The sequence below is a fragment of the Pirellulales bacterium genome, assembly GCA_035499655.1.
Taxonomy (GTDB): domain Bacteria; phylum Planctomycetota; class Planctomycetia; order Pirellulales; family JADZDJ01; genus DATJYL01.
Genome location: DATJYL010000238.1, coordinates 1 through 7,747, shown reverse-complemented (window position 1 = coordinate 7,747; position 7,747 = coordinate 1). Strand labels below are relative to the sequence as shown.

Here is a 7,747-nt window from a genome sequence, read left to right as displayed (position 1 = left end):
GATTCGTGTCATTGTCGTCCACCACCAAGGCGCGGACATTTTTCAACAATTGTGCGTCGTACAATTTTTGCTTACCGGCTTCGTTCGAAATCCCGAAGTCGGCGGAGAAATGAAACGTGCTGCCGCGCCCCAGTTCGCTCTCGACCCAAATTTTGCCCCCCATCAGCTCGATGAGCTTGGACGAAATGGCCAGGCCCAGCCCATTGCCGCCATAGGTGCGGGTCGTGGAAGTGTCAGCCTGCTCGAAGGCATGGAAAATAATGCTTTGCTTTTCCGGCGAAATACCGATGCCGGTGTCCGTTACGGTGAAGTGCAAGTTCACGGATCGATCGTTCCGAGAACGGAGTTCGACTTGTACGACGACCTCGCCCTGTTTTGTAAATTTGACGGCGTTGCCGACCAAATTCACAATGACTTGCCGTAGCCGGCCGGGATCGCCCACGATGAACTCCGGCACGTCGGCTGGCACGCGGCAAGCTAACTCCAAACCCTTTTGATGGGCCCGGAGCCCCAAGGTTTTGCAAGTATTTCCCAGCAGCTCGGGCAGATCGAAGCTGATTTGTTCCATGCTCAGCTTTCCGGCCTCGATTTTGGAGAAATCGAGGATGTCGTTAATGACAGTGAGCAATGAGTCGGCGCACGATTTGACGGTGTTCAGATATTCGCGTTGGGCGGAATTAAGCTGCGTATCGAGAGCCAATTCGGTCATGCCCACGACGCCGTTAAGCGGCGTGCGGATTTCGTGGCTCATGTTTGCCAGGAATTCGCTTTTGGCGCGGCTAGCAGCCTCGGCAATTTGCTTGGCGCGTTTTAATTCCGTTTCGCGGGCGCGTAATTCCGCCGTACGTTCCGCGACGGTGTTTTCAATGCGCACATTCGTGGCTTCCAGTTCTGCCCGGCGAGCCGCGATTTCCCACATCTCCAGGTTGCTTTGATAAATGGCGAAGATCAGGATGACGTCTTCAAACAGCACCCAGCTAGCATGTTCTAGCGTGCGAAACCAAGAGGCGCTGAGCACTCCGTACACCGATTGCGGCCAAAAAATTCCGCGCAACAGGTGGTCGGTTGCGACGACAATGGTAGCGGTCACCAACACTCGCCAATCGCGGTACACGGCCAAAAAAGCCAACGATCCGAACACGTGGAAGTGTGTTTCAATGCGGCCGCCGGTAAGGTGGATCAATAATGCTGAGGTTAGCATTTGTCCAATGGCAATTGCTTGCCGCGTGACGGCTGCGCCGGGAAAGCTAAACACCATCAGAACTGGCACGCCAGTAATGGCGCCGCCTAATACAACCGCGGCCCACACGTGAAGGTGCGTTTGGCTTATCGGTCCAGTCCAAGTCCGTGGCGACAGCCAAAAGGCGGCGGCTATGCCGGCCAGCCATTGCAACATCATCAGCGCGGCAAACAAGCGGTCGGTCCGCACGTAAATCTGCCGCTGGTGCTGCGTGAAAAGCTCAGCGGCCCGCTGCTGGATGGCGGGGTCCAATGTTCTTGGTGTCGTCATCGAACTCATGGGCAGGCTCACTAGAAAACGGTCACCGCGAGGCAGGTGGATTGATAATCGGGCATCCAAACACCGGCGATTCGCGGCAGCCCGAAGCGCCGTGATTTGCAAGTTCTTCCAGGGCGGTTTCGCCGGCGTTGTCGCCCTCGTGACCGCGCGCTCCGGTAATTCCGCCGCTGAATAAAAGTTGTCCTTGAGCGTCGTACAAGACTGTTTGCCCGGAGGTAAAAGCATGAAAGCGGCCGGCTTCGACGCCGTTAGGGTCGCTAATCACGTGCGCGGTGGGAATGGCGGCGGCGCTGCGCCACAAATCGCTTTGCTCCCAACCCGGCGGCATGTCGGCCGGCTTGTAAAACACGATCCAGGGTGTCACCGAACCCTCACAATGCGCCACCATACGATCCAGTTCCGATAAACTGGCCCGGGAGCACGGGCAATGCGGATGGACGAACATGACCAGTGTGGCGCCGTGGGGATTGAGTTGGAGAGCGGTATCGGTGGGCCACTGTTTGGGAGGATTTCCTGCCGAACCAGGCGTGCCAGCGTAATTGGACAGCACGCATAAACCCGCCAGGACGGCGCCAATCCACAATACAGCTAACACGAACAGCCAGCGGTTGCGCCGCAGACAGACGGCATTCGAAACCGGAGTCACTGCAGTTTCCATGAGCTTTTCCCTGTGCAACCAGGCGTCGGCCATCAATCGGAAGAACGCCCCCCTGGCGGATAGCAAAAGAGCAGCCTGAAGAGTTCGCGATGCACTTGCATCCCGTTCACTGCAAGCCCGATGTTGCCAGCTTTTGCCTCTGTAAGTTCATAGCTTGAAAAAGCCTATTCCGCTTTGGGTGGCAAACGAATTCATCGTGAACGGCTAGCAGTCAGCTGGCAAATAGACCGAGCAAGAATGGGCTGCGGGAAACCGCAGTTTGCATCTGCAGATTCCATGTATGAATTCGGTAGGATTGGCAGCGCTGGAAGATGAGCTGGCGGCGTCGGCCCGCTGACGGCGCGAGAATGCCGAAGTGATGCGTATGCGGCGGCAAAGCCGCCGGGCTTTGCCGTGGCAGGTCCGGCAAAGAATTACATCACAGCAAAATAAGTGTCCACGGCGAAATCGAAATACTCGTTGGTAAGTTCCATCGGCAGATGATGGAACGAGCAGAAATTGCGCACCTGGAGCAACAGATCGCGGGGCTGGCAGCAGCGGAGCGAGCGCTGCATTTGTTTGTAGTGTTTGTCAATCAAATAATTGATGGTCTCCGGGCGGTACTCAAAACCGAACTTGGGGCACATCATTTGAAACAATTGACGGAATTCTTCTTCCGTTGGATCAATCACTTCAATTTTGTAGGGAATGCGCCGCAGGAAAGCTTCGTCGACGAGGTCTTTGGGCTGCAGATTTGTGGAAAAGATGATTAACTGATCGAACGGCACCTGGATTTTTTTGCCGCTGACCAGGTTCAAATAGTCGTAGCGTTTTTCCAGCGGCATAATCCAGCGATTCAACAATTCGTTGGTGCTCATGCGTTGGCGGCCGAAGTCGTCGATCACCAGGGTGCCGCAATTGCTTTTCATTTGCACGGGAGCTTCGCTAATGCCCGTGGAGGTATTCAGCGTCACTTCCAAGTTGTCCATCGTGAGCTCGCCCCCCACGACAATGGTTGGCCGCTTGATGCGAACCCAGCGCTTGTCGATCTTGCGGTTATTCAGCAAACCTGGCGGGTTTTCGCGCGGGGCCAGCTCGTGGTTGCTGGGGTCGTACAGGCGGATGATTTCGCCATCGACCCCGATCGAGCGCGGAATCCAAATATATTGCCCGAAGGCCTGGGTCACACGCTCGGCAATGCTGGTTTTGCCGTTGCCCGCGGCGCCGTACAAAAACAATCCTCGTCCGGAATTGATGGCCGGTCCCAAACGGGCCATCATTTTTTTGCTAATCAGCAAATCTTCGAACGCCTGTCGCAGGCTCTCCGCCGTGGGGCGTTGCTGCGTGAGCGATTGCGCTTGGACGCTGGCAATGTAGTGCTTCAAATGCACGGGCGCCGAACCATAATAAGTACAATGATCGGAAAGCCGGCGGGCCCGTTCACGGCCCAGTTCGGCCAACTGGAACTGATAATCGTTCATGGGCGCCGAGCCGCGATGAAACACCAATTGGTCCTGCTTCATCTGCCGCAGCACGACTTCAATCAGTACGAAGGGCAGCTTGAGTTGCTCGGCAACGTCACGGCCGGCGGCATCGCCCCGGGACAGCAGGAATTTTAAGATCAGGGCTTCCACTTCGCTGTCGGAGAGCATCGCCTCGCGGAAGGAAGCGGGTTCCGTCGGAAAGAATTCTTCCGAGTCGGCAGGTTTGTCCGCTGAGTCAGCCGTCGCAGATGTTTGCCCAACCGTTTCAGCACGGAGCGTGGCAATTTGCCCAAGCAAGTGGTGCAGCTTCTCCTGCCGCTGTTGCCCCGCTTGTGTCGTAGCGGTTGGGGTATCGGGGGCGTGGTCTGGCGTGCTGGCAGCAACTGCGGCCCAGGAATCGGCAGGCGTTTGCTCGCCGCCAGATTTGGTAAGCCGGCTGAGCAATTCCTGAACAGAGTGATCGGACATGGAGCGGGTTTCCTGAGGGACAGTTTTCGCGGGTCGAAGGCGCAACATGGCAAGCGCCTGACGTGCGCAACCCTTGCACCCCCAAATTGGTTGAGATGGCTTGGGCAGCGCATGAAATCTACTTTTCCCTGCGCTAGGGTCAAACTGCCAAAAGGTACCGACAAATCTTCGGCCGCTGGTAGCGGTTAGAGCGAAAATGCAGCGCGAAACGGTCCCCTGGGGAAAGCAAGCGGCCCCCCCAGACATTTCACCCGAAAACCACTAGAATACCGACACGGATCAGCAAACGAGACGGCGGATTTGCTGGTTTTGTTCCTGCCTGATAATCCACAGTTCAACATGATTCATAGCGCATATACCCTGGTGCAATCGTCATGAGCCCAGCCTCCAGTTCCTTCGATCCGTTTGGAGCGAAAAGCACATTCGATACCGGAAGCGGCACGGCGACGCTCTATCGGCTTTCCAAATTGGAAGCCGCCGGGTTAGGAAACATTTCGGCTTTGCCGTTCTCGATCCGCATCTTGCTCGAAGCTGTGCTGCGTAACTGCGACGGGTACGCCGTGACCGAAGTCGACGTAAAAAATCTCGCCGCCTGGCAGGCGGAAAAGCCCGCTGAGTTGGAAATTCCCTTTCAGCCCGCCCGGGTGGTGCTGCAAGATTTTACGGGGGTGCCGTGCGTCGTCGATCTGGCCGCCATGCGCGCGGCCATGAAGCGGCTGGGGGGCGATCCGAAAAAAATCAATCCGTTAGTGCCGGTCGATTTGGTGATTGATCACTCGATTCAAGTCGATTACTTCGGCGCGGCCAACGCGCTGGATCTCAACGTCGATTTGGAATTCGTCCGCAACCGCGAGCGTTACGAGTTTCTACGCTGGGGCCAAAAGGCATTCAACAACTTTCGAGTCGTGCCGCCGAATATCGGCATTGTGCACCAGGTGAATTTGGAATTCCTGGCCAAGGTGGTGTTCCTGCGGAAAATCAATGGCCAGACGGTTGCCCTGCCCGATACCCTGGTCGGCACCGACAGCCACACCACGATGATCAACGGCCTGGGCGTCGTGGGTTGGGGCGTCGGCGGCATTGAGGCGGAAGCCAACATGTTGGGCCAGCCGCTGTACATGCTCATGCCGGAAGTCATCGGGTTCGAGCTGACGGGCGAAATGCAGCCCGCCGTGACCGCTACCGATTTGGTGCTGACCGTCACGCAAATTCTGCGCAAGGAAGGCGTCGTGGGGAAATTTGTGGAATTCTTCGGCCCCGGCGTCAGCACGATGAGGCTGGCCGATCGCGCGACCATCGGCAACATGGCGCCAGAATATGGCGCTACCATGGGTTACTTCCCCGTCGATGCCGAAACGCTCAATTATTTGCGATTCACCGGCCGCACCAAGGAAGAAGTGAATTTGGTGGAGCGTTATTTCAAGGAACAGGGCTTATTCCGTACCGACGAGGCCGGACAAACGCCCATCAAATACACCAAAACCTTGCGGCTCGATTTGGGCGCGGTGGAACCCAGCATGGCCGGACCGAAGCGCCCGCAAGATCGCGTCCCGCTGTCGATGATGAAAACGCGCTGGCAGCACGATTTAATCAATACCTACGGCAAAAACAGCGCGTCGAAACTTTCCAATGTTAGCAGTTGGGAAGGCGAAGGCGGACCGCCGGCAGGCACTGGCAACGGCGCGCAAGCCGCCACCACCGAAGCCGCTGCCGCCGTGGCCGAGGCCGATCCGGGATTGGAAGGCATTGATGTCGCCTTCAATGGCCACCACGAGCGGCTCAAGCACGGGTCGGTGGTGATTGCCGCCATCACCAGTTGCACCAACACCAGTAACCCGTCGGTGATGCTCGCCGCCGGTCTGCTCGCCAAAAACGCCGCGGCGAATGGTTTGAAAGTAAAGCCGTATGTGAAAACCAGCCTGGCGCCCGGTAGCCGCGTGGTGACCGATTATCTTGAGCAAGCCGGCGTGACCGAGGCGCTGAACACGCTCGGCTTTCAAACCGTCGGCTACGGATGCACCACGTGCATTGGCAACAGCGGTCCGCTGCCGGAACCGGTGGCCAAAGCCGTGACCGATGGCGACATCGTGGCCGCTGCCGTGCTGAGCGGGAACCGCAATTTTGAAGGGCGCGTGAATCCGCTCGTGAAAGCGAATTATTTGGCCAGCCCTCCGCTGGTCGTGGCCTACGCCCTGGCGGGCACGACCGACATCGATCTGACGAAAGATCCGCTCGGCAAGGGCCGCGACGGCAAAGATGTGTATCTCAAAGATATTTGGCCGACGCGCGAGCAGGTGGCCAAAACCGTTGCCGCTTCGGTCACGCCGGCCATGTTCCAGTCGCGCTATGGCAAAGTTTGGGACAGCAATCCCAAGTGGAATGCCATCAAAACCAGCGAAGGCGATTTGTACGAATGGCATCCCGACAGCACGTACATCCAGGAGCCGCCGTTTTTGATCGGTCTGCCGCCGCAGCCCGGGCCGATCCAACCGATCGACGGCGCCCGCTGCCTGGCGGCATTCGGCGATTCGATTACGACCGATCACATTTCCCCGGCCGGCTCCATTTCCGCCAAAAGTCCGGCCGGAAAATTTCTGATCGAACACGGCGTGCAGCAGGCCGATTTTAACAGTTACGGATCGCGCCGCGGCAACGACCGGGTAATGGCCCGCGGCACGTTCGCCAATATTCGCATTCGCAATCAAATGGCCCCCGGCACGGAAGGGGGCGTCACGCGCCATTTGCCCGACGGCGCGCAAATGAGCATTTACGATGCGGCCATGAAATACAAAGCCGAGGGCGTGCCGCTGGTCGTGTTGGCAGGCGCGGAATACGGCTCCGGCTCCAGCCGCGATTGGGCCGCCAAAGGGCCCATGCTGCAAGGCGTGCGGGCCGTGCTGGCCTCCAGTTTCGAACGCATCCACCGCAGCAACCTGGTCGGCATGGGCATCCTGCCCCTGCAATTACCGCCCGGCCAAACGTGGCAATCTGTGGGGCTTACTGGCGAAGAAGTGTTTGACATTCCTGTGGATGAAAAACTGCAACCGCGTGGCGCCATCACAGTGACCGCGAAGCGCCCCGACGGCTCGACGAAGAAAATCGAGGCGAAAGTCCGCATCGACACGCCGGTCGAGTTGGATTACTACCGCAACGGCGGCATTTTGCAAACCGTATTGCGGAAGCTTCTTCGTGGTTAACGTATGATTGCGATATGGCAATTGTGCGATTCCCAACCGAAGGAGCCAGCGATGAAAGGCAGGCGGAAAGGGCGGCCGACCAAGTGGGTTTCGGCCCAAGTGGAGCAATCGATTTTAATCGGCAAGCCCGGCGTGAAATTTGAAGTGTGGGGCAAGTGGAAGAAGAAAGACCGCAAGCTGGGCACGCTGATCGTTAGCGTCGGCGGTTTGCGCTGGAAGCCGCTGAACGGAAAAATCTCTCATCCGAAATCGTGGAACGATTTGGCCGTGTGGTTCGATGCCGTCGAATGAACGCCGCGGTCGTTGAATGAACGTCGTTTGCATACGTTACGCCAAAGGCGTTTCGACCGGTTCCAGCGTGCTTTCAAATCGCCGCACGGCTTCGCTGGGATTGAGATTAAAAATGGGCTGCGGATCGGGGACCCACAACTGCCGCGGGTCG

Annotated in this window: 5 protein-coding genes; 2 read left to right on the top strand and 3 right to left on the bottom strand. The window is 57.6% G+C overall.

Annotated elements, in window-relative coordinates:
- The 3 genes from VMJ32_18715 to VMJ32_18705 all read right to left on the bottom strand — a co-directional run.
- The coding region (locus tag VMJ32_18715) for an ATP-binding protein (protein ID HTQ41054.1) at positions 1 to 1,519 on the bottom strand (1,519 nt) is incomplete at its 3' end.
- A 22-nt stretch (positions 1,520 to 1,541) separates the two neighbouring features.
- Complete coding sequence (locus tag VMJ32_18710; GenBank protein HTQ41053.1) at positions 1,542 to 2,177, bottom strand: hypothetical protein; 636 nt, start codon at positions 2,175 to 2,177, stop codon at positions 1,542 to 1,544.
- A gap of 413 nt (positions 2,178 to 2,590) precedes the next feature.
- Positions 2,591 to 4,108 (bottom strand): AAA family ATPase, encoded by a 1,518-nt coding sequence (locus VMJ32_18705; protein HTQ41052.1) that lies wholly within the window; start codon positions 4,106 to 4,108, stop codon positions 2,591 to 2,593.
- A 374-nt stretch (positions 4,109 to 4,482) separates the two neighbouring features.
- On the opposite strand from VMJ32_18705, the gene acnA reads away from it, so the two are divergent.
- Entirely contained in the window at positions 4,483 to 7,305 is a 2,823-nt protein-coding gene (acnA, locus tag VMJ32_18700) for an aconitate hydratase AcnA (GenBank protein HTQ41051.1), read from the top strand.
- A gap of 51 nt (positions 7,306 to 7,356) precedes the next feature.
- On the top strand, positions 7,357 to 7,596 hold the full coding sequence (locus VMJ32_18695) for a hypothetical protein (protein HTQ41050.1): 240 nt from the start codon (positions 7,357 to 7,359) through the stop codon (positions 7,594 to 7,596).
- The last annotated feature ends 151 nt before the right edge of the window (positions 7,597 to 7,747 follow it).

What these genes read in the sequence shown, in the direction of transcription:
- VMJ32_18710 (HTQ41053.1), bottom strand. Translation starts at nt 2,177, where the DNA reads ATGGAAACTGCAGTGACTCCGGTTTCGAATGCCGTCTGTCTGCGGCGC.
- VMJ32_18695 (HTQ41050.1), top strand. Translation starts at nt 7,357, where the DNA reads ATGAAAGGCAGGCGGAAAGGGCGGCCGACCAAGTGGGTTTCGGCCCAA.
- VMJ32_18705 (HTQ41052.1), bottom strand. Translation starts at nt 4,108, where the DNA reads ATGTCCGATCACTCTGTTCAGGAATTGCTCAGCCGGCTTACCAAATCT.
- acnA (HTQ41051.1), top strand. Translation starts at nt 4,483, where the DNA reads ATGAGCCCAGCCTCCAGTTCCTTCGATCCGTTTGGAGCGAAAAGCACA.